The sequence below is a fragment of the Streptomyces sp. WMMC500 genome (genome assembly GCF_027497195.1).
Classification (GTDB): Bacteria; Actinomycetota; Actinomycetes; order Streptomycetales; family Streptomycetaceae; genus Streptomyces.
In genome coordinates this window covers 3,382,524-3,406,917 of the sequence record NZ_CP114905.1, presented here as the reverse complement: position 1 = coordinate 3,406,917, position 24,394 = coordinate 3,382,524, and the positions used below count along the sequence as shown (strand labels likewise).

General features: G+C 72.8%; 20 protein-coding genes. 13 read left to right on the top strand and 7 right to left on the bottom strand.

The genetic code is table 11. The features are described 5' to 3' along the window. The first annotated feature begins 69 nt into the window (after positions 1 to 69). The 5 genes from O7599_RS14190 to O7599_RS14170 all read left to right on the top strand — a co-directional run bounded on the left by O7599_RS14190 (position 70) and on the right by O7599_RS14170 (position 5,864). A complete protein-coding gene (locus O7599_RS14190; RefSeq protein WP_281622525.1) occupies positions 70 to 1,416 on the top strand; it encodes an acylneuraminate cytidylyltransferase in 1,347 nt (448 codons plus the stop codon). A gap of 52 nt (positions 1,417 to 1,468) precedes the next feature. Further along, on the top strand, positions 1,469 to 2,419 hold the full coding sequence (locus O7599_RS14185) for an N-acetylneuraminate synthase family protein (RefSeq protein WP_281622524.1): 951 nt from the start codon (positions 1,469 to 1,471) through the stop codon (positions 2,417 to 2,419). Next, positions 2,416 to 3,525: a hypothetical protein gene (locus tag O7599_RS14180; protein ID WP_281622523.1), complete on the top strand. Its 1,110-nt coding sequence runs from the start codon at positions 2,416 to 2,418 to the stop codon at positions 3,523 to 3,525. Before O7599_RS14185 ends, O7599_RS14180 begins: the two co-directional genes overlap by 4 nt. 156 nt (positions 3,526 to 3,681) lie before the next feature. Further along, positions 3,682 to 4,917 carry an amidohydrolase gene (locus tag O7599_RS14175; protein WP_281622522.1) on the top strand — a complete coding sequence of 412 codons (1,236 nt, stop codon included), beginning with the start codon at positions 3,682 to 3,684 and terminating at the stop codon, positions 4,915 to 4,917. Positions 4,918 to 5,027: 110 nt separating this feature from the next. Then, positions 5,028 to 5,864 (top strand): NmrA/HSCARG family protein, encoded by an 837-nt coding sequence (locus O7599_RS14170; RefSeq protein ID WP_281622521.1) that lies wholly within the window; start codon positions 5,028 to 5,030, stop codon positions 5,862 to 5,864. Between the two features lie 271 nt (positions 5,865 to 6,135). Here the strand turns inward: O7599_RS14170 and O7599_RS14165 are convergent, their stop codons facing one another. Both O7599_RS14165 and O7599_RS14160 read right to left on the bottom strand, forming a co-directional pair. Continuing rightward, a complete protein-coding gene (locus O7599_RS14165; protein ID WP_281622520.1) occupies positions 6,136 to 7,716 on the bottom strand; it encodes a methylmalonyl-CoA mutase family protein in 1,581 nt (526 codons plus the stop codon). Between the two features lie 125 nt (positions 7,717 to 7,841). Then, the gene (locus tag O7599_RS14160) at positions 7,842 to 8,723 is read right to left on the bottom strand and encodes a sulfotransferase (protein WP_281622519.1); all 882 of its coding nucleotides are present in this window, start codon (positions 8,721 to 8,723) and stop codon (positions 7,842 to 7,844) included. A gap of 227 nt (positions 8,724 to 8,950) precedes the next feature. On the opposite strand from O7599_RS14160, the gene O7599_RS14155 reads away from it, so the two are divergent. Then, complete coding sequence (locus O7599_RS14155) at positions 8,951 to 9,841, top strand: peptidoglycan-binding protein (protein WP_281622518.1); 891 nt, start codon at positions 8,951 to 8,953, stop codon at positions 9,839 to 9,841. Between the two features lie 344 nt (positions 9,842 to 10,185). On the opposite strand, the gene O7599_RS14150 is transcribed toward O7599_RS14155, so the two are convergent. The 3 genes from O7599_RS14150 to O7599_RS14140 all read right to left on the bottom strand — a co-directional run bounded on the left by O7599_RS14150 (position 10,186) and on the right by O7599_RS14140 (position 12,952). Continuing rightward, on the bottom strand, positions 10,186 to 10,911 hold the full coding sequence (locus O7599_RS14150) for a sigma-70 family RNA polymerase sigma factor (RefSeq protein ID WP_281622517.1): 726 nt from the start codon (positions 10,909 to 10,911) through the stop codon (positions 10,186 to 10,188). Between the two features lie 230 nt (positions 10,912 to 11,141). Then, on the bottom strand, positions 11,142 to 12,308 hold the full coding sequence (locus tag O7599_RS14145; RefSeq protein ID WP_281622516.1) for a hypothetical protein: 1,167 nt from the start codon (positions 12,306 to 12,308) through the stop codon (positions 11,142 to 11,144). Then, a complete protein-coding gene (locus tag O7599_RS14140; RefSeq protein WP_281622515.1) occupies positions 12,308 to 12,952 on the bottom strand; it encodes an RNA polymerase sigma factor in 645 nt (214 codons plus the stop codon). Before O7599_RS14140 ends, O7599_RS14145 begins: the two co-directional genes overlap by 1 nt. Positions 12,953 to 13,518: 566 nt before the next feature. Between O7599_RS14140 and O7599_RS14135 the strand changes: the two genes are divergently transcribed. Further along, positions 13,519 to 16,206, top strand: coding sequence for an N-acetylmuramoyl-L-alanine amidase (locus tag O7599_RS14135; RefSeq protein WP_281622514.1), 2,688 nt, complete (start codon positions 13,519 to 13,521; stop codon positions 16,204 to 16,206). Positions 16,207 to 16,304: 98 nt separating this feature from the next. Here the strand turns inward: O7599_RS14135 and O7599_RS14130 are convergent, their stop codons facing one another. Beyond that, complete coding sequence (locus O7599_RS14130) at positions 16,305 to 18,080, bottom strand: glycoside hydrolase family 20 protein (protein ID WP_281622513.1); 1,776 nt, start codon at positions 18,078 to 18,080, stop codon at positions 16,305 to 16,307. Positions 18,081 to 18,249: 169 nt separating this feature from the next. Between O7599_RS14130 and O7599_RS14125 the strand changes: the two genes are divergently transcribed. From O7599_RS14125 to O7599_RS14100, 6 genes are all read left to right on the top strand, one after another. Continuing rightward, entirely contained in the window at positions 18,250 to 18,846 is a 597-nt protein-coding gene (locus O7599_RS14125) for a 2-oxo-4-hydroxy-4-carboxy-5-ureidoimidazoline decarboxylase (RefSeq protein WP_281622512.1), read from the top strand. 244 nt (positions 18,847 to 19,090) lie between these two features. Then, positions 19,091 to 19,471 (top strand): succinate dehydrogenase, cytochrome b556 subunit, encoded by a 381-nt coding sequence (sdhC, locus tag O7599_RS14120; RefSeq protein WP_281622511.1) that lies wholly within the window; start codon positions 19,091 to 19,093, stop codon positions 19,469 to 19,471. Beyond that, positions 19,471 to 19,953 (top strand): succinate dehydrogenase hydrophobic membrane anchor subunit, encoded by a 483-nt coding sequence (locus O7599_RS14115; protein WP_281622510.1) that lies wholly within the window; start codon positions 19,471 to 19,473, stop codon positions 19,951 to 19,953. The genes sdhC and O7599_RS14115 overlap by 1 nt, the downstream gene beginning before the upstream one ends. Positions 19,954 to 19,974: 21 nt before the next feature. Next, a complete protein-coding gene (gene sdhA, locus O7599_RS14110) occupies positions 19,975 to 21,735 on the top strand; it encodes a succinate dehydrogenase flavoprotein subunit (protein ID WP_281622509.1) in 1,761 nt (586 codons plus the stop codon). Further along, positions 21,735 to 22,502 (top strand): succinate dehydrogenase iron-sulfur subunit, encoded by a 768-nt coding sequence (locus O7599_RS14105; RefSeq protein ID WP_281622508.1) that lies wholly within the window; start codon positions 21,735 to 21,737, stop codon positions 22,500 to 22,502. Before sdhA ends, O7599_RS14105 begins: the two co-directional genes overlap by 1 nt. Before the next feature lie 155 nt (positions 22,503 to 22,657). Beyond that, on the top strand, positions 22,658 to 23,845 hold the full coding sequence (locus O7599_RS14100; RefSeq protein WP_348652608.1) for an acyltransferase family protein: 1,188 nt from the start codon (positions 22,658 to 22,660) through the stop codon (positions 23,843 to 23,845). On the opposite strand, the gene O7599_RS14095 is transcribed toward O7599_RS14100, so the two are convergent. Then, positions 23,830 to 24,387, bottom strand: coding sequence for a dihydrofolate reductase family protein (locus O7599_RS14095; protein WP_281622506.1), 558 nt, complete (start codon positions 24,385 to 24,387; stop codon positions 23,830 to 23,832). The genes O7599_RS14100 and O7599_RS14095 overlap by 16 nt on opposite strands. Between the last annotated feature and the right edge of the window lie 7 nt (positions 24,388 to 24,394).

Here is a 24,394-nt window from a genome sequence, read left to right as displayed (position 1 = left end):
CCGCCCCGCCCTCCGCCGCACGGGGGCCCTGTGACTTCCCGCCCCGCCCCGCGTCAGCAAGGAGCAGTCATGTCCCAGCCCGAGTCCGCAGCCCGCGTGCTCGCGGTCATCCCCGCCCGCGGGGGGTCCAAGGGCGTCCCAGGCAAGAACCTCGCCCGGGTCGGCGGTGTGCCCCTGGTGGCCCGCGCGGTACGGCAGTGCCTCGCCGCGGAGCTGGTGACCGACGTCGTGGTCTCCACCGACGACGACACCATCGCCTCCGTCGCCCGCGAGGCCGGCGCCGAGGTCGTCCGCCGCCCCGCGGAGATCGCCGGCGACACCGCCTCCAGCGAGGCCGCGGTGCTGCACGCGCTGGACACCCACGAGGAGCGCACCGGCGCGACGATGGCCGCGGTGCTGCTGGTGCAGTGCACGAGCCCGTTCCTGACCGGCGCCGACATCGACGGCGTCACCCGCGCGGTGCTCGACGAGGGCGCGGACAGCGCCCTGACGGTGGCGCCGTTCCACGGGTTCATCTGGCGGGACGAGGCCGACGAGGCGGAGACCGCCGCCGTCGCCGAGACCCCCGCGGCGGCGAAGACCCCGGCCGTCGCGGAGGCGACCGCCGTGGCCAAGGCCGCGGCGACGGGCGCCGCGCCGACGAAGGCCGCGCCGACGAAGGTCGCCCCGGCCGTCGAAGCCGCCCCCGCCCAGGGCTACGGCGTCAACCACGACAAGTCGTACCGCCCCCGCCGCCAGGACCGCCCGCAGGACCTGCTGGAGACCGGCGCCGCGTACGCCATGCGCACCCCCGGCTTCCGCGAGCACCGCCACCGCTTCTTCGGCCGCACCGCCCCGGTGCGTACCGACGCGGCCCGCGTCCTGGAGGTCGACGAGCCGGACGACCTGACCCGCGCCCGCGCGCTGGCCCCCCTGCTCGACGTGCCGGGACCGGGCTCGCTGCCCACCCGCCGCGACGTCGACGCCATCGTCCTCGACTTCGACGGCACCCAGACCGACGACCGCGTCTACATCGACGCCGACGGCCGCGAGCTGGTCGCCGTCCACCGCGGCGACGGCCTCGGCATCGCCGCGCTGCGCCGCGCCGAGCTGAAGCTGCTCATCCTTTCCACGGAACAGAACCCGGTCGTCGCCGCGCGGGCACGCAAACTTCACCTCCCCGTTCTGCACGGGGTCGACCGTAAGGACATCGCACTGAAGAAGTGGTGCGAGGAGGAGGGCATCGCGCCCGAGCGGGTGCTCTACGTCGGTAACGACGTGAACGACCTGCCGTGCTTCGGCCTCGTCGGCTGGCCCGTCGCGGTCGCCGGCGCCCACGCGATCGTGCGGGACGCGGCGCGTGCGGTGACGTCCACCCCCGGAGGCGACGGAGCGATCCGCGAGATCGCCTCGTGGATCCTCGGTCCCTCCCTGTAGCCCGATCCCTCCCCGCGGAGGGTCTCCCCTGGAGAGTAAGGAACAGATCTGCATGAGCTCCACCCAGCGTTTCCGCACCTTTGGCGACCGCGTCGTCGGCCCCGGCCGGCCGGTGTACGTCACGGGTGAGATCGGCATCAACCACAACGGCGACCTCGACAACGCCATGGCGCTGATCGACGCCGCCGTCGAGGCGGGCTGCGACGCGGTGAAGTTCCAGAAGCGCACGCCCGAGATCTGCACCCCGCGCGATCAGTGGGACATCGAGCGCGACACGCCCTGGGGCCGGATGACGTACATCGACTACCGGCACCGCGTCGAGTTCGGCGAGGAGGAGTACCGGGCGATCGACGCGCACTGCAAGGAGCGCGGCATCCACTGGTTCGCCTCCCCCTGGGACACCGAGGCCGTCGCCTTCCTGGAGAAGTTCGACGTGCCCGCGCACAAGGTCGCCTCCGCCTCGCTGACCGACGACGAGCTGCTGCGCGCCATGCGCGCCACCGGCCGCACGGTCGTGCTGTCCACCGGCATGTCGACCCCGAAGCAGATCCGGCACGCGGTGGAGGTGCTGGGCAGTGACAACATTCTGCTCTGCCACGCCACCAGCACGTACCCGGCGAAGGCCGAGGAGCTCAACCTGCGCATGATCCACACGCTGCAGGCCGAGTTCCCGAACGTGCCGATCGGCTACTCCGGCCACGAGACGGGCCTGCAGACCTCGCTCGCCGCGGTCGCCCTGGGCGCCGTCTTCGTCGAGCGGCACATCACGCTGGACCGCGCGATGTGGGGCTCGGACCAGGCCGCCTCGGTCGAGCCGCAGGGCCTGGCGCGGCTGGTGCGCGACATCCGCGTGGTCGAGGAGTCCCTCGGCGACGGCGTGAAGAAGGTCTACGACAGCGAGCTGGCGCCGATGAAGAAGCTGCGCCGGGTCAAGGGAGTCGTCGCGGAGGCCGCCGAGTCGGCCGACGGGACGGGAACCGAGAAGGAGCCGGTCGGGGTATGACCGAAGACGCCGGCGGCACGACCGTCGCCCTGGTGGAGAGCCCGGTCCAGTTGCTCAACGTGCTGGAGTGGGCCTACCAGGGCGGAACCGTCATACCTCTGACGGTGGTCGTGCTGCCCCCCACCGAGCCGCTCTCGCGCGGCCAGTTGCGCCGGATGGCGGAGCTGGCGATGGACGACGGCTTGGAAGTCCGCTGGCAGGAGGCGCGCGGCGGCGCAGGGCCGCTGCGCACCATGACGAGCCTGGCCCGCCCGCTGCGGCGGGCCCGCCGGGTGGTGCTGGGCGATCCGTTCTCGCGGTACGTGCAGACGCTGCTGACCGTCGTCAAGGCGCGGGAGGTCGTCGTCGTGGACGACGGCACGGCGACGATGGAGTTCACGGCGCAACTGTCGCGCGGGGAGCGGTTCGTCCGCTGGCACCGCAGCGGGCGCGGCGGTGGGGCGCGGGCGATGCTGTTCGCGCCGATCGCGAGCACGGCGCGGCGGCGGCTGACGCCGTCGGAGGGCTCGTCGTCGGGTACGCAGGTGGAGGTGTTCACCTCGATGCCCGTGGTGGACCCGCCGCCCGGGCTGAAGGTGACGGCGAACGAGTTCGCCTGGACCCGCTCCCGCTTCGGCCCGCCGAGCGTCGGCACGGCGACCGACCTGGTCGGTACGTCTCTGGTGGAGACGGGCGTGGTGGACCACGACCGGTACCTGGAGGCGGTGGCGTCGCTCACCAAGGCGTACGGCGCCACACGCTACTTCGCGCACCGCAGGGAGCGGGCCGACAAGCTCCACCAGCTCCACCTGCACACCGGCCTGGAGATCGTCCGCCCCGACCTGCCGCTGGAGATCATCGCCCGCCGCGGCCCCATCGGCCGCACGATCGTCAGCTTCCCGTCGACGGTGGTGCACACGCTGCCGCTGGCGCTGGCCGGTACGGGCGTGAAGGTGGCGGTCTGCGAGGTCGACGCGACCTGGCTGACGGAGACGGCGTCGCCGCGGGCGCAGGGCTTCCTGTCGTCCGTGGCGGGGGCGGCCCGGGAGCGGCGCGGGGTCGACGGGCTGCCGGTGGGGCCGGCGACGGCGACGGGGTGGTCGGGGGCACCGGCGGCGTCGGTGTGAGAGGCCCCGGGGCTACGGGGAGTGGTCGCACGGTCGCGTGAGCGCCGCAGTTTACCCACGGCGCACGCCGGTCATGCACCCGCGGGGCTGAAATTTTGTTGATCCCTTCTCGGTAGCCCCGGTGATCCCCGTACGCTGCACAGTGTGAACCGACTGATGTCCCGTGACGCAGAGCCCGAGTCCGGTCCCGACGCGCTGCTGCCCGGAGGGCTCCCGGCGGCGCTGAACGCCGAACTCATCGCGTTCCGGCGGGACTTGCACATGCACCCGGAGCTGGGCAACCAGGAGTTCCGTACCACCGCCGCGCTCAAGGAGCGGCTGGAGCAGGAGGGCCTCGCCCCGCGCGTGCTCCCGGCGGGCACCGGGCTGATCTGCGACATCGGCGTGGACCCGGACGGCCCGCCGCCCGGCCCGATGCTCGCGCTGCGCGCGGACATCGACGCGCTGCCGATCCCGGACACCAAGACGGTGCCGTACCGCTCCGCCGTCCCCGACCGCGCCCACGCCTGCGGCCACGACGTCCACACGGTGGTCGTCCTGGGCGCGGGCATCGTCCTCGCCGGCCTGGCCCGCGAGGGCCTGCTGCCGCAGCCGGTACGGCTGATCTTCCAGCCCGCCGAGGAGGTGCTGCCCGGCGGCGCCACCGACGCGATCGAAGCCGGGGTGCTGGAGGGCGTGGGCCGGATCATCGGCGTGCACTGCGACCCGCGGGTGGACGTGGGCCGCATCGGCCTGCGCCAGGGCGCCATCACGTCCGCCTGCGACCGCCTCGAGATCTCCCTCGACGGCCCCGGCGGCCACACCGCGCGCCCTCACCTGACCACCGACCTGGTCACGGCGGCCGCCCGCGTGGCCACCGACGTCCCGGCCCTCCTCGGCCGCCGCGTGGACGCCCGCGCCGGCCTGGCGGTCACCTTCGGCCGCCTCCACGTCGGCCACGCCTGCAACGTCGTCCCCCAGCACGCGGAGCTGTCCGGCACGGTCCGCTGCCTCGACCTGGACACCTGGCGCCGCGCCCCGGACCTGGTTCACGCGGCGGTCGACGAGGTCGCGTCCATGCACCGCGCGAAGTCCGCCATCACGTACGTCCGCGGCGTCCCGCCGGTGGTCAACGAACCGGCGATGACGGCGTTGCTGGCGAACGCGATGACGGCGCGGCGGGGCGTGCAGGCGGTGGAGACGACGGAACAGAGCCTGGGCGGGGAGGACTTCTCCTGGTACCTGGAGCACGTCCCGGGCGCGCTGGCGCGGTTGGGCGTGCGGGCAGTGGGCGAGACGGGGCTGCCGCGGGACCTGCACCAGGGGGACTTCGACGTGGACGAGGGCGCGATCCAGGTGGGAGTGGAACTCTTCACGGCGGCGGCACTGCTGGACGCGAGCACGGTGGACTGACAAGAGTTCCTCCCTCCGGCGTCGGTAGACCTCAACAGCGGTTGAAGTTGCAGGATCGTGCCGACGACGACCGCCGACATGCCGCGGCCGTCACAAGGTGAGGAGTTGCCGTGAGCAACACACAGACGGTCCTTGTCATCGGCGCAACAGGAAACCAGGGCGGCGCCACCGCACGAGAGTTGCTCGCGCGCGGCCGGCAGGTCCGGGCTCTGGTACGCGACCCGGACAAGCCCGAGGCCCGGGAGCTGGCGGACCGGGGGGCCGAACTCGTCCGGGGCGACATGGACGACGCGGCGTCGCTGCGCCGCGCGATGGCCGGCGTCCACGGCGTGTTCAGTGTGCAGGCGCTGGCGTACGAACCGGAGACCCTGGCCGCAGAGGTCCGGCAGGGCAAGGCGGTCGCGGACGCGGCGAAGGAGGCGGGGATCCGGCACTTCGTATACAGCTCCGTGGGCGGCGCCGAACGCGAGACCGGGATCGACCACTTCGAGAGCAAGGCCGAGATCGAGCGGCACATCCTGGCACTCCAGTTGCCCGCCACCGTGCTGCGGCCTGTGTTCTTCATGAACAATCTGCTGCACTACGCGGACGCCGCGGGCGAACGTCTCATGGAGCTCCCCGTCAAGCCGGACAAGCCGATGCAGATGATCGCGAGCGACGACATCGGGTTCTTCGCCGCGGCGGCCTTCGACGACCCGGAACACTACGTCGGCCGCCAGATCGAGCTGGCCGGCGACGAGATCACCTTCCCCGAGGTGGCGGAGGTCTACGAGCGGGTCACGGGCGTCGCCACGCGGTTCACGGCCCTGCCGATCGAAGAGCGCATGTTCGAGTGGTTCGCGGAAGACGGCTACCAGGCGGACATCCACGCGCTGCGGCAGGTGCATCCCGCCCTCATGACGTTCGAGGAATTCCTCTCCGGGCGGCTCGGGGCACTTACTGCCTGATCCCACCTGCTACGGCCCCCCGCGAACGCCGCCGAGACAAACTCGCGGTAACACCCCGTACGAACCGGTGCGAACTACCCGCCCACTGGCAGAACAGACCGCCTGACCGGGCCTCGCTGTCCGATCGCTTCGTCGGCTCATCGAAGCGACCCCCGGCCCCCGACCCCCGGCCCTCAGAGCTCATACGGGCCGCCCCGGAAGTACATACTCCGGTGCGGTCGGGGACGGTCGCCGTGACCGTGCGCGGCCCCCGCCCCTTCCCGCACGCCGGCTAGAACGCGTTCACCGGCTCATACGCCCCCCACACCCCCCGCAGCGCGTCGCACACCTCGCCCACCGTCGCCCGCGCCGCCAGCGCACGCTTCATCGGGTACAGCACGTTCGCCGTCCCCTCCGCCGCCGTCGTCAGCTCCGCCAGGGCCGCCTCCACCGCCCCCCGGTCGCGCTCCGCGCGCAGCCGCGCCAGCCGTTCCACCTGCCGCTTCTCGATCCCCGGGTCGACGCGCAGCGGCTCGTACGGGTCCTCCTCCGCCAACTGGTAGCGGTTGACGCCCACCACGACCCGTTCGCCGGCCTCCGTCTCCTGCGCGATCCGGTACGCGCTGCGCTCGATCTCGCCCTTCTGGAAGCCGTTCTCGATCGCGCTGACCGCGCCGCCCTGGTCCTCGACCCGCTGCATCAGCTCCACCGCCGCCGCCTCCAGCTCGTCGGTCATCGTCTCCACCACGTACGACCCGGCGAAGGGGTCGACGGTCGCGGTCACGTCCGTCTCGTACGCCAGCACCTGCTGGGTCCGCAGCGCGAGGCGCGCCGACTTGTCGGTGGGCAGCGCGATGGCCTCGTCGAAGGCGTTGGTGTGCAGCGACTGCGTGCCGCCGAGGACCGCCGCCAGCGCCTGGACCGTGACGCGGGCCAGGTTCACCTCGGGCTGCTGGGCGGTGAGCTGGACGCCGGCGGTCTGGGTGTGGAAGCGGAGCATCAGCGACTTGGGGTTGCGCGCGCCGAACTCCTCGCGCATCACCCGCGCCCAGATGCGGCGCGCGGCGCGGAACTTGGCGACCTCCTCCAGGATCGTGGTGCGGGAGACGAAGAAGAACGACACCCTGGGCGCGAAGTCGTCCACGTCCATGCCCGCGGCGACGGCGGTGCGCACGTACTCGATGCCGTCCGCCAGCGTGAACGCGACCTCCTGCGCGGGTGAGGCGCCCGCCTCCGCCATGTGGTAGCCGGAGACCGAGATGGTGTTCCACCTCGGGATCTCGGCGCGGCAGTAGGCGAAGATGTCGGCGATCAGCCGCAGCGACGGCTTCGGCGGGAAGATGTACGTGCCGCGCGCGATGTACTCCTTCAGCACGTCGTTCTGGATCGTGCCGGTGAGCCGTGCGGCCGGGACGCCCTGTTCCTCGGCGACGAGCTGGTAGAGCAGGAGCAGCAGCGCGGCCGGGGCGTTGATCGTCATCGACGTGGACACCTCGTCCAGCGGAATGCCGTCGAAGAGCACCCGCATGTCGTCGATCGAGTCGATGGCGACGCCGACCTTGCCGACCTCGCCGTGCGCGAGGACCGCGTCGGAGTCGTGGCCCATCTGCGTCGGCAGGTCGAAGGCGACGGACAGGCCCGCCGTGCCGTGGGCGATCAGGTCGCGGTAGCGGGCGTTGGACTCGGCGGCGGTGCCGAAGCCCGCGTACTGGCGCATCGTCCACGGCCGGCCCGTGTACATCGTCGGGTGGACGCCGCGGGTGTACGGGTACGCGCCGGGCTCTCCGAGCCGCACCTCGGGTTGCCAGCCGGCCAGGGCCTCCGGCCCGTACACGGGCTCGATGGGCAGACCCGACTCCGAGTGGCGTGCCATGTGCTCCCAGCCTTTCCCGGCCCTCCGCCTCTGCACGGACCGTAGCCACGAGCGTACGCTCCGCCGGTGACAACCGGCCGCGACCTCGCCCCGTCACCGGCCTCGGCCCTCACCCTCCGCGCCGCCTACCCCGCGCGCCGGTACCCCCACAGCTCCGCCAGCTCCGCCAGCCGCCCCGTCAGCCCGGCGTCGTGATCCCCGGCGCGCGCGGGCTGGATGCGGCCCGACTTGATGTTGCTGCTCCAGTCGCCCAGGTGCGGGCGGAAGGTGCCGTGGTCGTGCGCGCCGTAGTCGAGCATCTCCGGCGCCCACTCGACGCCGAGGAACTCGCAGATGCCGCGGGCGGTCCCGGCCGGCTCGGCGGTCAGGTCCTCGTAGCGCAGTACGTGCCCCGCCGCGCCCAGCCCCGTCCGGGCCGCCTCCAGGGCCTCGCCGTAGTCGAGGACCTCGGCGTGGATGGCGTCGAGGTCGGGCTCCTTGCGCCGGTTGACAAGGGAGGAGACGACGGCGCCGGGGTGGCGGAGCAGGACGAGGAAGCGGGCGTCGGGCCAGCAGTCGGCGAGCCGGTCGCGGATGAGGGCGTTGGCGGGGGTCTTGTCGACGATGACCCGCTTGCCGCTGCGCTCCAGCTCCATGTGCAGCACGCGGTCCCACAGCAGGTGTTCCAGCTCGCGGCGGTCCAGCTCCAGGCCCTCCATGGCCTTGGCGCTGTACGGGCGGGTCAGCTCGACGCGCAGGGTGCGCAGGTGCATCTCGTGCGGGGCGCGGATCTCGGGGTGGCTGTTGAGGAGGACGCGCAGCAGGGTGGAGCCGGAGCGCACGGAGGAGAGCACGAAGACCGGGGACGGGACGAGGCGCGGGGCGCGGGGGGCCCGGTACGCCTCCGGCCGGGCCTTGGCGCGCGGGGGCGCGGGGGAGGGCCGGGGGGCGCGCCGGCGCGGGCCGAGCGCCTGCGCCATCAGCCTGCCCCGCCGCCTGAGTCCCTTGCCGACGGTGTTCATGCGCATCCAACCCTCCTGGCGGCCCTCACGGTCTGCCCGGCGGCACAGCGCCGGGCGGCGGGTCATTCCAGGGGATCGTGGCAAACGCAAGGTGTCCGGCGGGCAACGGCACGCTACGGGTTCCGTCCCGGCCGTGGCGGGGGAGATTATTGTTCGATGTCTTACGGGAGGGAACCGGGGGGATGGGCGAATTGCGTCCAGCACATATGAGCGTCTACAGGAAACTTCGTTCGATGCGCGTGGCCGTCGCGCTCGCGGCCGCCGGCGCGGCGCTCGCGGCGGGCTGTTCGGCCTCTGCGGACGCCGCCGGCGGCGGGGGCGGTTCGGCGTCGCCGTCGTCAACCGCGCCGACGCGATCGGAGCAGCCGGAGTCCTCGGCCACGCCGGAGGCGGAGCCGACGGAGAAGAAGCCGGAGACCAAGCCGGCGGAGAAGCCGAAGGCCGAGGCGTCCGCCTCGAAGACCCCGACCGAGGAGCCGACGCCGGAGGGCCCCGAGGTGCTGATGGCCGTGGGCGACGAGAGCGAGCAGGTACGGGAGCTCCAGGCCCGGCTGCGCGCGGAGGGCGTCTTCGGCCAGAGCCCCACCGCGTACTACGGGCCGATCACCGCCGACGCCGTCTCGGCGTTCCAGGAGGACCGCGGCCTGCCGCGCACCGGAGAGACGGACGTCGTCACGTGGGAACGGCTGCTGGCCCGTACGGACGAGCCGACGCACGACGAGCTGTACCCGCCGACGTCGCAGGCCATGGAGAAGCCCGATCCGCGCTGCACCGAGGGGCGGGTGCTGTGCGTGAGCAAGCGCAGCGACTCCCTGCGGTGGATGAAGGACGGCGAGGTGCTGGCGGCGATGGACGTGCGCTTCGGGTCGCAGTACACGCCGACCCGCGAGGGCGTGTTCGAGGTCTTTCTCAAGAGCCGGCACCACGTCTCGACCCTCTACGACACCCCCATGCCGTACGCGATGTTCTTCAGCGGGGGCCAGGCCGTGCACTACTCCGCGGACTTCGCCGCCACCGGCTACGCCGGCGCGTCGCACGGCTGCGTGAACGTCCGGGACGAGGCGAAGATCGCGAAGCTCTTCGGTGAGGTCCGCGTCGGCGACAAGGTGGTCGTCTACGGCTGAGCGCGCGCGGCGCGTACGGCGTCCGCCCTGCGGTACGTGCCGTGTGCAGCGGGCTGAGCTGTGGTTGTGACACTTTCTCCGCCGACGACGCTGTAAGTGATGTGCCGACTGGTCATCGGCCCAGCGCTCGGCCGGGGTTCCCCCCGTACCTGCGGCTCAGCGCATATGGCGCGGGCGGGTTGCGTTCCCCCAGCACCGCCCGCGCCACTCCTCCTCCCGGCGCTCCTCTTCCCGCCGGCTTCCGGATCCCGTACGCCAGGACGCGTACCGCAGCGTGCGTACGGAAGCGTGCGCACGGGCTCGCGTACGGGCTTGCGAACCGCGCAGTGCGCCCACCGCACCTCTCACGCGCCCAGGCCCAGCTTCGCCTGCTCCTCCGCGCCCGCCGCCGGTCCGCGGCCCTCGGCCGCCGCGGGGGCCGCGAGCTCCAGGCTCCGCTCCCGCCAGGACGCCGACGTCACCAGCTCGGCGAGCTGCCGCAGCCCGCGGTGGGCGGCGGTACGCACCGCGCCCGGCCGCTTGCCCAGCACCGCCCCGGCGTCGGTGGCGCGCATCCCCGCCACCGTGCGCAGCAGCACCGCCTCCGCCTGGTCGCGCGGCAGCGTGGAGATGAGCCCGAGGACCTGCCGGGTGCCCAGGGACTCCAGCGCGTGTTCCTCGGCCGCGCGCTCCGCGGGCAGGTTGTGGATGCCCTCGTCGAGCAGCACGCCCTGCGGGCGGCGGCGTTCGCGGCGCAGCAGGTCGAGCGCGCGGCGCCGGGCGACCGTGACCGTCCAGCCGCGGAACGACGAGCCGTCGCCGCGGAACCGGCCCAGGTCGCGCGCGATCACCAGCCAGGCGTCGGCCGCCACGTCCTCGGCGTCGTCGCCGACCACGCCGCGCAGATACGCCAGCAGCACCGGCTGCAGCCGCCGGTACAGCGCCGTGAACGCGGCCTCGTCGCCGTTCTGCGCCCGGTGGACCAGAGGTTGCAGGTCCTGGTCCGCACCTTTGTCTCCCGGCGCCGCACCTGCGGCAGCCGGGCTGTCGTGTTCCCCCACCTTGTGAGCCTCGTGTTCGGCCTGCGGCACTGTGCACCGTGCCCGCGCCCCCGCGCGCTCTCCGTCAGGCCGCTGCCCCAGCCACACCCGGAATCGAACAGAACAGTGCAACAATGCCAGACATCATGGACCTTTGACGTGAGCACCCCCACATTTATCCCGTACGGGCATGTGACGGTCTCGTGCACACCCGGTCTGTTCCGGGCGAAAACCGGCAAAAGGGCGGCTCTGTGCGTGTGTTGGGGGGAGGCGGCGCCGCGTCAGCCGGCGCCGGACTCCTCCGGCTCCGGGAGGGAGGCGGTCGCGGTGGCCGAGGGCGCGGGGGACTCCGAGATGTTCGCGCTGGGGTTCGGCTTCGGGCCGTTCTGCGGCGGGCCCTCGCTGCCGCCGCTCTCACTGCCCCCGTCGGTCTCGCCGCCGGTGTCCCCGCCGGAGCCGTCGGAGCCGTCGGTCTCGCCGCCCGGGTCGGTCGTGCCCGGGTCGGTCGGGGACGGGCTCGGGCTGGTCGGCTCCTCGGTGTCGCCGCCCGTGCTGCCCTCCGAGCCGCCCGTGCCGCCGCCGGTCGCGCCGCCCGGCGTGCCGACGCTCGTGCCCAGCCGGTTCGAGCAGTACGACGCCATGGCCTCGGGGGAGCCGGCCGCCTGCTCCAGCACGCGCAGCCGTCCCTGGCCCGGCATCGGGCCCGTACCGGCCTGAGCGGCGAGGTAGTCGCGGCACAGCTCGTCGAGCACGGAGTCCGCGTCCGCCATGTTCGGCGGCTCGTTGCCCCGTACGTCGCCGATGACGCCGCGGCCCGGCAGGTCCGGGTCCGTACCGTTGCCCTGGCCCTTGGTGTCCTTGCCGTCCTTGCCCGCGTCCTTGTCCTTGCCGTGCCCGTCCGACCCCTTGCCGCCCTCCGCGGCCGAGCCGTCCTTCCCTTCGCCGCCGGGGGTATCGGCCGACGACGTGACGCCCACGCTCGGCGACCTGTTGCCACCGGTGTCCTGGATGAACGACGGTGCCGGCAGCACCCCCGTGCTGGAGGCCACCGCGACCCCGCCCAGCGCGCACGCCGCCACCGCGCCCGCCACGCTCACCCGCAGCGACCGCAGTCGCCGCACGACGCCGGAACGGAGCCGCCTGCGGCGCCCGTCGAAGGGTGACTCGGCGGCGAACTCCGCGGCCGACGCCCGGCTCGTGCTCTCCTGCGCCGCCCGGAACGCCGCCAGTGCGGCCTGCTCCCCGGGCATCTGGCCGTTGGCACCGGGGTGACCGGACTCCGCCACCCGCGCCAGCACGGCGGCCAGCCGCTCGGCGGCGGCCCGGTCCTCCGGCGACCAGCGCTTACGCCGTCGCCGGCCACCGCCGTCCGCGAAGTCGAGCGGCTCGCCGCGAAGCAGTCGCTCCGCGACGTCCTCGTCGAGCCAGCCGTACCGGTCGTCCACCATCACATTTCCTTAAGCGTCCGCGCGGCTGATTGCGTCACACCGCCAGGCTGCTGCCCTTCCCCGGGCGGAACGTCCCCCTCTTCCTGCGGCTGCTCGATCAGCGCGGTCAACTGCTTGAGGCCGCGGTGCGCCGCCGTACGCACCGCGCCCGGGCTCTTACCCAGAACCTCGGCGGTGCGCTTGGCGTCCAGTCCCATGATCACGCGCAGCACCACGACTTCGGCGTAATCGCGGGGAAGCCGCGCGATGAAGGCCATCGTGCGGCCCGTGCCGAGCGCCTCGATCGCCTCCTCCGCGGTGTCCGAGTCCGCGGGCCGGTCGGCGAGCTGGCTCTCGTCGCCGCCGGCGACGGGCCTGCGCGAGCGCATCCGCACGTGGTCGAGCGCGCGGTTGCGCGCTATGCGGGCCGCCCAGCCGCGGAAGCGGTCGGCGTCCCCGGTGAACGAACCGAGGTCGCGGGCGATCTGCAGCCACGCCTCGGAGGTCACGTCCTCGGCGTCGCCGTCGCCGACGAGGCTGCGCACGTATCCGAGCAGGCGAGGGTGCACCGTCCGGAACACGATGCGGAACGCTGCCTCGTCACCGCGCTGGGCAGCGTGCACCGCGCCGGACAGCGCGGCGTCTTCCGCGTATTCCCCCTGCACGGTGGTCAGTCGGTCCGTGGCGCAAGGAGACGCGGTACACCCGGATACATCTGCGGAGCACCCCCGGATCTGGGCGGACCGTTGAGCGAGTAGTCGAACGAATGTCTGTGCGCCTAGTCGGCGCGAAGTTACGCTACGGCGGCGGCGGTCCCTGCGCAACACACCCGGCCTCTCACCACACGACCGCATGAGGCACCGGCGGTGACTCGACGGGCGCCGTACCGTGGCGCGGGGGTGGCCCGGGGGTGGCGCAGGGGTGGTTCTGCCGGGGGCAGGGCGCGGCCGGACCGTGGCCGGCGGGGGCGGCGGGGCCGCGGAGAAGGGCCGCCCGCACGACCGCCCGCGCCCGCGGACGGGGTGCTGTGACATTTCCGGGCCCGCTGGCGCTGAGTATTACAGCGGGCCCGAACGGGGCACCCGCACCTGAGGCCGACGGCCGGAGCAGCTCCTGTGGGGGGTAGCGGCTCCGGCCGTCTTCTTTGTACGGATCAGGGTGGTACTGACACGTTTTCGACCCAGGCGGCGCTGTACGTGTGTCAAGCGTGAGCGAACCGAAGGGGCGGAATGTGAGTCCGCGTAGATCCCATGCGTACCGGCCGCTGAGCCTGCGCAGACGTGCCTGGCTGACCCTGGGCGCGGTCGTCCTCGGCGGCGCCGGCGTGGTCACCGTCGCCGTGGCCGACCCCGGCTCCGGCTCCGCGGACCCGGCGGCCGGACTGGAGCCGCGGAAGCCGGCTGTCCACGGCATCGACCTGGCCGGCGACGGCGCCCGGCAGGAGGTCGACAGGACCTCGACCGAGCGGTTCTCGATGGTCGGCGTCTCCTGGAGCAACGAGCGCCGCGACCTCGGCGGCGCCGCCGAGGTGCGCACGCGCTCGGCCGAGACCGGCGCGTGGAGCGGCTGGCGCACCCTGGACACCGAGGCGGGCTCCGCGGCCGACGACCTGACCGCCGGCATGCGCGGCGGCACCGAGCCGCTGTGGGTCGGCCCTTCGGACGGCGTGGAGGCGCGGGTCGTACGCGCGGACGGCACGAGCACGCCGCTGCCGGCCGGCATGGAGGTCGCGCTCGTCGACCCGGGGGTCACGCAGGAGGAGGCCGAGGAGGCCGAGGCCGCCGGCGTCGGCACGGCGGCCGGTACGGAGACGGCGCCGGTCGCGCAGGCCGCGGGTGCGGTGCCGGGAGGGCCGGAGTCGGCCCCCGGTTCGTCCGCGTACGCCGCCGACATGGCGCCCGCCGCCGCGGTCACCCAGGCCGACCCCGGCCCGGCGCCCGACTCGCCGGTCACCCCGCCGCCGGTGATCCGCCGCGCCGCCTGGGGTGCCGACGAGTCGCTGGCCAAGCCGCCGACGTACAACCCGGACGGCATCAAGGCCGCGTTCGTGCACCACACCGCCGAGGCCGTGAACTACACGTGCGCCCAGTCCGCCGCCATGGTCCGCTCGATCTTCCTGTACCACGTGGGCACCAACGGCTGGGACGACGTCGGCTACAACTTCTTCGTCGACAAGTGCGGCCGCATCTTCGAGGGCGCCGCCGGCGGCATCGACCAGCCGGTCCTCGGCGCGCACACGAAGCACTTCAACAGCCACTCCACCGGCATCGCCGTCCTCGGCGACTACCACACCCACAGCCACCCCTCCCAGCCCGCTCTCGAAGCCGTCGCGCGCATCGCGGCCTGGAAGCTCGGCCAGTACGACGTGAGCCCCACCGGCAGCACGTCGCTGACGCCGCTGAAGCTCGACGCGGACGACAACTTCGTCCCCGCCGGCGACCCGAAGACCATCAAGAACATCTCCGGTCACAAGGACGGCCGGTTCCGTCCCTTCGGCGCGGCCGAGGACGTCAACGTCACCGCCTGCCCCGGCGACCGGCTATACCCCAAGCTGGGTCACGTCCGCGCGCTGGCCGCCGCCCCCGGCGCCTCGCACGCCCTGCCCACCCGGGACGTCAACGGCGACGGCCGCGGCGACCTCGTCGCCGGCGTCCCGCGCGCCAACGGCGGCGGGCAGACCGGCTCCGGCGCGGTGTTCGTCGTCCCCGGCGGCGAGAACGGCCCGGTGGCGAGCGCGAAGCGCAGCATCACCCAGAACAGCGCCGGCGTGCCCGGCACGGCCGCCGCAGGGGACGCCTGGGGCACCGACACCGAGTGGGGCGACGTCAACAACGACGGCATCGCCGACCTCCTCGTCGGCGCCCCGAACAAGAACGACGCCACCGGGCACGCCGACGCCGGCGTGATCACCGTCCTGTACGGCCCGGGGCTCGACTCCGGCCGCAACCTCGTCCTCGGCGACGGCTTCCATCCGACCGGCGCCAAGTTCGGCTCGGCGGTCGCCGCCGGCGACTTCGACGGCGACGGCCGCGACGAGGTGCTCGGCGTCGGCGCCGAGGCGTGGGCCACGCACGACCTGAACGGCAACGGCCGCGAGGGCTCGTTCCCGTACGAGAAGGTGGCCTACCAGGACGCCGCGGTGGGCGACTTCAACCGCGACGGCTACGACGACGCCGCGATCACCTACCGCGACCCGAGCGGCAAGGCGCGCCTCGACGTGCTGCGCGGCACGTCGGTCGGGCTGGACGTCACCGCGAACCTCGGCGTGCCGGGCGGCCGGTCGGTGGCCACCGGGGACGTCACCGGCGACGGCTACGCCGACCTCGTCGTCGGCCAGCCCTTCGTGGGCGAGTCGGCGGCGAACGCGGGCGGTCAGGTCACGCTGCTCAAGGGCGGCGCGAACGGGCTGACGACCGCCGGCAAGCAGATCGTCCACCAGGCGACCGGCTCGGTGCCGGGCGCGTCCGAGGCGGGCGACGCCATGGGCTTCTCGGTCGCGGTCGGCGACGTGGACGCCAACGGCTACGCCGACGTGCTCGCCGGGGTCTACCGCGAGGACATGACCCGCGACGGGGCCAACCGCGCCGACGCCGGCACGTCCCTGCTGCTGCGCGGCGGCTCCGGAGGGCTGTCGACGGCGTCCGGGTCGCCGAAGGCGTACCACCAGGACACCACCGGCATCAGCGGGGTCAGCGAGAAGGGCGACCGGCTCGGCTCGTCGGCGGTGCTGGCCGATCTGTCCGGGTACGGGCGGGCGGACGTCGTCATCGGCGTGATCGGCGAGGACGCCTACGACGGCACCCTGCTGCAACTCGACAGCGGCAGCCAGGGGGTGTCGGCGTCGGGGGCGGTGTACTACGGCAAGTCCGCGCTGGGCACGCCCACCGCCGGCCGGCTGGGCATCGAGCTGGCGCCGTGAGGCGCTGACCGGTTCGCAGGCCGGAGGGCCCGTCCCCGGTGGGGCGGGCCCTCCGGCGCGCGTGCGGGCGGCGGTTGCCCGTTCGGTACGCGCGCCCCTCAGCTCCCGCCGTCCGTCACCCGGCGCGCCAGGTCCGCGAACTCCCCCCACGTGAGCCGCGGCTCGCGCGGATCCCACACCTTCTGCGCCAGCGCCGCCAGCGGCAGCCTGATGCCCTCCGCCACCTGCCGCGGCGTCTGGGCGTCCGCGAGGTCGCCCCATACCGCGAACCGGGCGCCCAGCACCTTCTCCGGGCCCGCCAGCCGCTCCGGCACCGGCCGGGTGCCGCGCAGCACCGCGGGGGTCCACTCCTCGTAGATCCGCTTCCCCGTGGGGTACGTGAACTCGTTGGGCTCGCCGAGGACGTAGTACAGGTACTCGTCGTTGAGGTTGACCACCGGGCGCCCCTCCTCCAGGAACTCCCGCGGTTCGCGCGCGAACGCCTCCTTGCCCGTCCAGTACTCGACCTCCCGGTCCCGGTCAGGGCGGACCCTCGCGCCCGGTATGAAGCCGTCGTTCCACGCCTTGACCTTCTTGCCCTGCTTCTTGACCGTGTCCGCCCGCGCGTTCAGCCAGGAGGCGTTGAGGTCGGCGACGCCGGCGCCGGCGCCGTGGCGTTCGCGGGCGGCGGCGGCCAGGTTCGGGTACCGGGCCTCGGGGTCGCTCGACATCAGCGCGACGTACTCGTCGCCTCCGATGTGCATGTACGGGCCGGGGAAGAGCCGCGCGTACTCCGTCAGCAGGTCGTCCACGAGCCGGGCCGCGCGGGGCTTGGAGATGTCGATCGCACCCTCCACCGGGCTGCCCTCCGCGGTCTTCAGTTGCAGGTCCGGGTGGGCGGCGAGGACGGCGCCGAGGTGGCCGGGGGAGTCGATCTCGGGGATGACGGTGATGTGGTGGTCGGCGGCGAGCGCGATGAGGTCCTCGACCTGCGCCTTGGTGAGGTGCGGGTCGGAGACCACCTCGGGGTGGCTGTCGCTCTCGACGCGGAACGCCTGGTCGTCGGAGAGGTGCAGGTGGAGCTGGTTGAGCTTGAGGTCGGCCATCTCCCGGATGCGGTCGGCCAGCCACGCGGCGCTGTAGTGCTTCCGGGCGATGTCGACCATGAGGCCGCGCTGGGGACGGTCGGGGCGGTCGTCGATGCGGCCGGGCGGTACGCCGCCGCCGGTGCGTACGGCCTGGAGGAGCGTGCGGGTGCCGTAGAAGACGCCGGCGTCGGTGGCGGCGGTGACCGTGGCGTGGCCCTCGGCGACGTCGACGCGGTACGCCTCCGGGCCGCCGGCGCGGCCGGGGTCGAGCCGGAGGCGGACGTCCCCGGCGCGCTGCCCGAGCGCGGCGGACCCTCCACCGCCGCCGTCGTCGTCCGCGTAGCGCATGCCCAGCTCGCCGGCGAGGCGCATGGCCTCGCCGGTCAGCTCGCCGTCCTCGGCGACGACGGAGGCGCGGTCGGCGGGCCGCCAGCCGGTGCCCTCGGCGCGCTCGTAGGAGCGGACGGCGGGGACGGTGCGCGGGTCGGGGAGCGGCTTGCCGCGGTCGGCGCGCGGCCGGGTACGGTCCTCGCCGTCGCCGGCGGGCGCGGTCGGGGTGCCGCTCTGCGCGGTGCGGTGGCCGGCCGCGCCGACGCCGCGGTCCGGTGCGTCGCCGTCGCCGTCGCCGTCTCCGCCGCCGAGCGCGGGTATCAGGGCGAGCAGGACGGCCGCGGTGGCCAGGGCGGCGGCCAGGGCCCAGTACAGCCCCCGCCGGGGCCCTCTCGGGGCGCGGAACGGGCCGGCCAGGCGGCGGGCGTGCCGGCCGGCGGGGGACCGGCGGCGGGGTATTCGCGGCGGGAAACGCATGGTGGGGGGACCTCCCGGAGGGCCACGGCAGCGCGTGGGTTGATCAGGACTCTGTCGACTTCACTCCCGGCAAACCTCCTCATACGGGTGAACACTCGGCCAGTACGACCGGAACGTTCGGTTCCGGCCGCTAGCGTGGCGCAGCGTTGTTCGACCGTAACCGCCTCCGGTGCGCCCCCGCGCGCCGGGAACGCCACCACCCCCGGGAGCCATCCTGCCCGCACCCAGCCCCCGCGCCACCCGCGCAGCCGCAGCATCCGGCACGAGCCGTGCCGCCGAAGCGGCGGACCCCGTCCGCCTGGCCGCCTTCAACGCGGCCCCCGCCGCCGACGCCGAGCGCGCGCTCCTCGGCTGCCTCGACGACCGCGACTGGGCCCGCCGCCTCACCGCCCACCGCCCGTACCCCGACCTCGGCGCCCTCCTCGCCGCCGCCGACGAGGCCAGCTACGACCTCGCCCCCGGCGCCGTCGCGGGCGCGCTGGACGGCGAGGCCACCGCCCCGCCCCCGGCCGCGGGGACGGCGGAGCGCACGGCGCTGCGGGCGGCGCACGCCGCGTACGAGAGCCGCTTCGGCCACTCCTTCGTCCTCTGCCTCGACGGCTGCCCCGAGGACGAGCGCCTGGACCACACCCTGGCCGCCCTCCGCACCCGCCTCGGGAACGAGCCCGACGAGGAGCGCCTCGTGGCCGCCGACGAACTCCGCCGCCGGGCCCGCGCCCGCCTCACCCGCCTCCTCACCCAGGCCGCCGGGACGCCCCGTACGTGACGGCGAAAACGCGCCACCGACCGGGGTGAAAAGGGGCGTAACCTCCCGGATCTCCACGCCGGCCAGCACGGTTAGGCCACGCGCGTGCCTGATTGATCACACCTGCACCCCCGTGACCAGTGTGCCGACGCACCGTCGCTACGATGGCGAAGGCCGGTGGACCGTACCCGGCCGGGTCATGACCGACAGTGCAGTACCCGAGCCCTGACGGCCGGCCCCCGATCAGTTTCCGGAGGGTTTTTCCGTGCCGGCAGGAACGCTCTACCGCGGCCGGGAAGGCATGTGGTCCTGGGTGGCGCACCGCGTCACCGGCGTCCTCATCTTCTTCTTCCTGTTCGTCCACGTCCTCGACACCGCCCTGGTGCGGGTGTCCCCCGAGGCGTACGACGAGGTGGTGTCCACGTACAAGACGCCGGTCGTGGCGCTGCTGGAGTACGGGCTCGTCGCCGCGGTCCTCTTCCACGCGCTCAACGGCCTGCGCGTCGTCGCCGTCGACTTCTGGTCGAAGGGCGTCCGGCTGCAGAGGCAACTGCTGTGGACCGTGGTCGGGATCTGGGTCGTGCTGATGATCGGGGCGATCTATCCGGTGCTCGGCCACGCCGCGCAAGACCTGTTCGGGAGCTGATGACCATGGCCACCACCGACGTCGAGCTGACCGCCTCCACCGCCGCGTACTCCGCCGAGAACCCCGCCCCGCTCATCGAGGCCCCCCGCACCCGCACCCCGCGCACCGCCGGGTCCACGTCCCGTACCCGCACCAACTTCGAGCTGTACGGCTGGGTGTTCATGCGGCTGTCGGGGATCGTGCTCGCGGTCCTCGTCGTGGGCCACCTGCTGATCCAGTTGGTGCTGGACGGCGGGGTCAGCAAGGTCAGCTTCGCCTTCGTCGCCGGCCGCTGGGCGTCCCCGTTCTGGCAGGGCTGGGACCTGCTCATGCTCTGGCTCGCGATGCTGCACGGCGCCAACGGGCTGCGCACGGTCATCAACGACTACGCCGAGCGCGACGGCACCCGCTTCTGGCTGAAGATGCTGCTGTACGCCGCCACGGTCTTCACCGTCCTCCTGGGCACGTTGGTGATCTTCACCTTCGACCCGAACATCCGCTGACGCGGCGAAGAGGTTCCCCTCATGCAGATCCACAAGTACGACACCGTGATCGTCGGCGCGGGCGGCGCCGGCATGCGCGCCGCCATCGAGGCGACGAAGCGCAGCCGCACCGCCGTGCTGACCAAGCTGTACCCGACGCGCTCCCACACCGGCGCCGCGCAGGGCGGGATGGCCGCCGCCCTCGCGAACGTCGAGGAGGACAACTGGGAGTGGCACACGTTCGACACGGTCAAGGGCGGTGACTACCTCGTCGACCAGGATGCCGCCGAGATCCTGGCGAAGGAGGCCATCGACGCGGTCCTCGACCTGGAGAAGATGGGCCTGCCGTTCAACCGCACCCCGCAGGGCCGCATCGACCAGCGCCGCTTCGGCGGCCACTCGCGCAACCACGGCGAGGCGCCGGTGCGCCGCTCCTGCTACGCCGCGGACCGCACCGGCCACATGATCCTCCAGACGCTCTACCAGAACTGCGTGAAGGAGGGCGTGGAGTTCTTCAACGAGTTCTACGTCCTCGACCAGCTCATCACCGAGGACCCCGAGACCGGGCTGAAGCGGTCGGCCGGCGTTGTCGCGTACGACCTGGCGACCGGCGAGATCCACGTCTTCCAGGCCAAGGCCGTCGTCTACGCCTCGGGCGGCAACGGCAAGTTCTTCAAGGTCACCTCCAACGCCCACACCCTCACCGGCGACGGGCAGGCGTCGGTGTTCCGGCGCGGGCTGCCGCTGGAGGACATGGAGTTCTTCCAGTTCCACCCGACCGGCATCTGGCGGATGGGCATCCTGCTCACCGAGGGCGCGCGCGGCGAGGGCGGCATCCTGCGCAACAAGGACGGCGAGCGCTTCATGGAGAAGTACGCGCCCGTCATGAAGGATCTCGCCTCCCGCGACGTCGTCTCCCGCGCGATCTACACCGAGATCCGCGAGGGCCGCGGCTGCGGCCCCGAGGGCGACCACGTCTACCTCGACCTCACGCACCTGCCGCCGGAGCAACTGGACGCGAAGCTGCCGGACATCACGGAGTTCGCCCGTACGTACCTGGGCATCGAGCCGTACACCGACCCGATCCCGATCCAGCCGACGGCGCACTACGCGATGGGCGGCATCCCCACCAACGTGCGCGGCGAGGTGCTGGCGGACAACACCACGGTCGTCCCCGGCCTGTACGCGGCCGGCGAGGTGGCCTGCGTCTCCGTGCACGGCGCCAACCGGCTGGGCACCAACTCGCTGCTCGACATCAACGTCTTCGGCCGCCGCGCGGGCATCGCCGCGGCGGAGTACGCGGCGACGGCCGACCACGTCGAACTGCCGGAGGACCCGGCGGCGTTCGTGGCCGGCGAGGTGGAGCGGCTGCGCGACTCGGCGGGCAAGGAGCGGGTGGCGGAGCTGCGGCGCGAGCTGCAGGAGACGATGGACAAGAACGTGATGGTCTTCCGCACGGAGCAGACCATCAAGGAAGCGGTCGAGAAGCTCGCGGAGCTGCGGGCGCGGTACAAGAACGTGAGCATCCAGGACAAGGGCCGGCGGTTCAACACCGACCTGCTGGAGGCGATCGAACTCGGCAACCTGCTCGACCTGGCCGAGGTCATGGCGATCTCCGCGCTCGCCCGCAAGGAGTCCAGGGGCGGGCACTACCGCGAGGACTACCCGAACCGCGACGACGTCAACTTCATGCGCCACACCATGGCGTACCGCGAGGTCGGCGACGACGGCACGGAGACCGTCCGGCTCGACTACAAGCCGGTCGTGCAGACCCGCTACCAGCCGATGGAGCGTAAGTACTGATGGCAACACCCGTGATGGACAAAGTCGAGGCGGAATCCCCCAAGCCGGCAGACACCCCGTACATCACCGCGACGATCCGCATCCGCAGGTTCAACCCGGAGGTGGCGGCGGAGGCGTACTGGGAGGACTTCCAGGTCGAGATCGACCCCAAGGAGCGGGTCCTCGACGCGCTCCACAAGATCAAGTGGGACATGGACGGCACCCTGACCTTCCGCCGCTCCTGCGCCCACGGCATCTGCGGCTCCGACGCGATGCGCATCAACGGCCGCAACCGGCTGGCGTGCAAGACCCTGATCAAGGACATCGGGCCGGAGGAGCCCATCACCGTGGAGCCGATCAAGGGCCTGACGGTGCAGAAGGACCTGATCGTCGACATGGAGCCGTTCTTCCAGGCGTACCGCGACGTGATGCCGTTCCTGGTCACCCACGGCAACGAGCCGACCCGGGAGCGCCTGCAGTCGGCGGAGGACCGGGAGCGGTTCGACGACACGACGAAGTGCATCCTGTGCGCGGCGTGCACGAGTTCGTGCCCGGTGTTCTGGAACGACGGCCAGTACTTCGGCCCGGCGGCGATCGTCAACGCCCACCGCTTCATCTTCGACAGCAGGGACGAGGCGGGTGAGCAGCGCCTGGAGATCCTGAACGACAAGGACGGGGTGTGGCGCTGCCGGACCACGTTCAACTGCACGGACGCCTGCCCGCGGGGCATCGAGGTGACGAAGGCGATCCAGGAGGTCAAGCGGGCGCTGATCACGCGGCGCTTCTAGTCCGCTGACCCCACCCGGACTTATTCAGAAACTGCGTCAGATTCCGTCAAGGACGCAGCAATACAGTCCCCTTGCCGTTGATCAGAGGCGAAACCGGCCAGTACGGCACAACGCCGGACGTCACACAGCAAGGGGGCATTACCGTGCGCACAACCATGCGCCCACTGTTCCGATTACCGCGCCGCAGTGCCCCGGCCAGCCGTGCCCCGGCCACGAGCCGTGACGCTCACTGGGACAACCTCCGGTACCTGTCCGGCACTCTGGTCGTCTTCGGGCACATGACGGACACGATCACGGACCGGGACGGGCTGCGCTGGTTGCACATCGCCACGTGGGCCCTGCGCGTCCCGGTGTTCGTCATGGTCGCCGGGTACTTCAGCAGGGCGGACACGCTGACCGTCAGGGAGACGCGACGGCTGATCGAGTCGATCCTGGTGCCGTACCTGGCCATCGGCTTCCTGCACACCCTGGAGCAGCGGTACTTCTACGGCGACTGGACGATCAAGATCGTCGACCCGCCCTGGGCGCTGTGGTTCCTGCTGTCGCTGCTGTTCTGGCGGATGGGGCTTCCCTACCTGGCCCAGCTCCGGTACCCGCTGGCCACCTCCGTGGTGGCCGCCCTGGCCGCCGGCTACGTCAACGACTTCGGCGGGGCCCTCTCCCTCTCCCGTACCGTCTGCTTCCTGCCCTTCTTCATCCTCGGCTGGAAGCTGCGCCAGGGCCTGTTCGCCGACGCCCTGCGTACCCGGTGGAGCAGGAACGCCGCGCTGGCGGTGCTCGCCGTCACCGCCGCTGCCGCCTGGTTCGTCCGTCACGACGTGTCGTTCGGCTGGCTGCGGATGAGCGGGCCCTACGACGGCGGCTACGGGCTGCCGCTGATGGGGGACTGGGCGATCCGCGGTGGCGTGCTGCTGTGCGGCGTGGTGGGCGCGCTGAGCTTCATCCGGCTCGTCCCGCGCCGCCGTCTCCCCCTGATCACCTACCTCGGCGCCGGGGGCATGTACATCTACGTGCTGCATCCGCTGGTTCTGCGCCCGGTGCTGCGCTGGTGGGGAATGGACTGGGTGGGCCCCTGGCACGAGCAGGCACTCGTCGTGGCCCTCGCCGTGGCCCTGTCCGCCGCCCTCGGCTCGCCCCCGGTACGCCGCCTCGCCCGGCCCGTCGTCCAGCCCCGGCTGCCCTGGCTCTTCCGCGACACACCCGCCCCGGCCGCACGCGGCGCCGGCACGGCTCACCCGTCCGTCCCCCCTCAGAAAAACGGCGACCCGTCGGCGCGCGGTGCCCGTGACACCGGGAGCCTGGGCCGTCCGGACGATGACGTCCTCGTTCAGCGGGTCCGGTAGTGCGCGTAGATCAGGCCGCTGTCGAAGGCGCGCTGCTCGACCAGGTCGAGATCGAGGCGTACGCCGTCGGGGAAGAACCGCTTGCCGCCGCCGACGACGCTCGTGGTCATGAACAGGTGGTACTCGTCCACCAGGCCGGCCCTGATCGCCTGGGCCGCGAGGTTCGGGCCGTCGACGGTGAGGTCGGCCTCGGCCTCCGCCTTGAGCCGGCGCACCGCGTCCGGGTCGAAGGACCGCTCGATCCTGGTCTTCGCGCTGGACACGGACTCCAGCGTCGTGGAGTACACGACCTTCTCGGCGGCCTGCCAGTCGCGGGCGTACTGCAGGATGTGCGGCGGCTGGTCGGGCTCGGTGTGGGCGGTCTCCCAGTAGACCATCGTCTCGTACATCCGCCGGCCGTAGAGGTACGTGCCGACGGGCCGGAAGAGATCGTTGACGAACGTGTGCACCTCCGGGTCCCCGGCCCCGGTGCCGAGGTCGCCCTCGGCGGCCTCGGCGTAGCCGTCGAGCGAGGTGACCATCGAGTAGATGAGCTTTGCCATGCGCCGC

What these genes read in the sequence shown, in the direction of transcription:
- O7599_RS14100 (WP_348652608.1), top strand. Translation starts at nt 22,658, where the DNA reads ATGCGCCCACTGTTCCGATTACCGCGCCGCAGTGCCCCGGCCAGCCGT.
- O7599_RS14190 (WP_281622525.1), top strand. Translation starts at nt 70, where the DNA reads ATGTCCCAGCCCGAGTCCGCAGCCCGCGTGCTCGCGGTCATCCCCGCC.
- O7599_RS14185 (WP_281622524.1), top strand. Translation starts at nt 1,469, where the DNA reads ATGAGCTCCACCCAGCGTTTCCGCACCTTTGGCGACCGCGTCGTCGGC.
- sdhA (WP_281622509.1), top strand. Translation starts at nt 19,975, where the DNA reads ATGCAGATCCACAAGTACGACACCGTGATCGTCGGCGCGGGCGGCGCC.
- O7599_RS14145 (WP_281622516.1), bottom strand. Translation starts at nt 12,308, where the DNA reads ATGGTGGACGACCGGTACGGCTGGCTCGACGAGGACGTCGCGGAGCGA.
- O7599_RS14105 (WP_281622508.1), top strand. Translation starts at nt 21,735, where the DNA reads ATGGCAACACCCGTGATGGACAAAGTCGAGGCGGAATCCCCCAAGCCG.
- O7599_RS14130 (WP_281622513.1), bottom strand. Translation starts at nt 18,080, where the DNA reads ATGCGTTTCCCGCCGCGAATACCCCGCCGCCGGTCCCCCGCCGGCCGG.
- O7599_RS14160 (WP_281622519.1), bottom strand. Translation starts at nt 8,723, where the DNA reads ATGCGCATGAACACCGTCGGCAAGGGACTCAGGCGGCGGGGCAGGCTG.
- O7599_RS14175 (WP_281622522.1), top strand. Translation starts at nt 3,682, where the DNA reads ATGTCCCGTGACGCAGAGCCCGAGTCCGGTCCCGACGCGCTGCTGCCC.
- O7599_RS14180 (WP_281622523.1), top strand. Translation starts at nt 2,416, where the DNA reads ATGACCGAAGACGCCGGCGGCACGACCGTCGCCCTGGTGGAGAGCCCG.
- O7599_RS14115 (WP_281622510.1), top strand. Translation starts at nt 19,471, where the DNA reads ATGACCATGGCCACCACCGACGTCGAGCTGACCGCCTCCACCGCCGCG.
- O7599_RS14165 (WP_281622520.1), bottom strand. Translation starts at nt 7,716, where the DNA reads ATGGCACGCCACTCGGAGTCGGGTCTGCCCATCGAGCCCGTGTACGGG.
- O7599_RS14095 (WP_281622506.1), bottom strand. Translation starts at nt 24,387, where the DNA reads ATGGCAAAGCTCATCTACTCGATGGTCACCTCGCTCGACGGCTACGCC.
- O7599_RS14155 (WP_281622518.1), top strand. Translation starts at nt 8,951, where the DNA reads ATGCGCGTGGCCGTCGCGCTCGCGGCCGCCGGCGCGGCGCTCGCGGCG.